Source organism: Lelliottia jeotgali, assembly GCF_977070485.1.
In genome coordinates this window covers 1-1,075 of record NZ_CDRVFO010000044.1, presented here as the reverse complement: position 1 = coordinate 1,075, position 1,075 = coordinate 1, and the positions used below count along the sequence as shown (strand labels likewise).

The 1,075-nt window shown below is 54.7% G+C and carries 1 pseudogene; it reads right to left on the bottom strand.

Annotated features, from left to right (window positions below):
• A pseudogene (locus ACW4TB_RS27485) lies at positions 1–389 on the bottom strand (hypothetical protein); the annotation flags it as partial.
• Positions 390–1,075 lie beyond the last annotated feature (686 nt).

The window sequence follows — 1,075 nt, the reverse complement described above, 5'->3', positions numbered from 1 at the left end:
CTAACCAGACGCCACAAGGGTTTGCGGGCAGGCGCTGGGCTTAAGTGCACTTTCTGTTCCGTTGCTCCCCAAACCCCCTCGACCGGCCTCTCATTGGACAGCACGACATTCGGTGCCGTTAGCCAGTGGAGCGCACCTCCTAGATCCCCATCGTACAGCTCCAATAGCGCATCGAGGATCTCGATAAGACGACAGAACACCTCACCAGCCTGTATAGACATCACGGCACTGCCGGGGGACGCAGTGATCCACTGCGCGATCTGCGCTGGCGATCGCTCCAACTCGCTTGCCAAATCGGAGATCAACGACACCGGCAGGCCCGCCAGTACGGCGACGTGCAGATAGTAGTGGCCTCTCGGCAAATCCAGTTTTTCGCGGAGCCTTTCCATAACTGCCTCCAGGATAATTGGCCATTTGATAATGTCATCTTGGCCCCGAGTTTGCGCATGATGGTCTCGAACCATCCGCACCGTAGCTTCGAGAGAGAGCGAATGAACACTATCTGAAGGCTACTCGGCAGTGCGAGAGGGCTTTGGCAGTGACGCTTTGATCGGTGTTATTATTGAAACCTGCCCAAGAGCTTCCTCTCCCGGGTGCGTGTACCGGTGATGAAACTTGGTTTGAGGCGGTCTCGTTGAGGCCGCCTTTGTCGCTTCTGGGAGAGCCCCCAGTACTAAGCAGCCGTTATGCGTCGAAGCGCAAAGCCTCGACCAAAGCTGTTCGCAGGCCCTCTAACTCGGCATTTCTCCAATCTTATGAACTCGCGCTGGGTACGGACGGCGGGAATTATCTGCAATTATCTCGGCATAGATAATTGATCAATATTTAGCCGCCACTACTGAGCAGCGCCTCTCAAAGTTAATCCTTTAGATACAGCAGGTTACAGAACGAATGTCCTAATTTTTGCCTTATCTCGGCATGCCCCCTAATGCGGAAAATGGCTGCTGCGAGGTGCTCGCGGCGGCCAAAAACGGAGAACTGAGCGGGTTACCTGGTCGATTTTGATCGACGGCCCGCTTTCAAAAGCAGCAAGGGCTGAAGTCGACCGGAAATACAGGGTTACTTCAGACCTTCC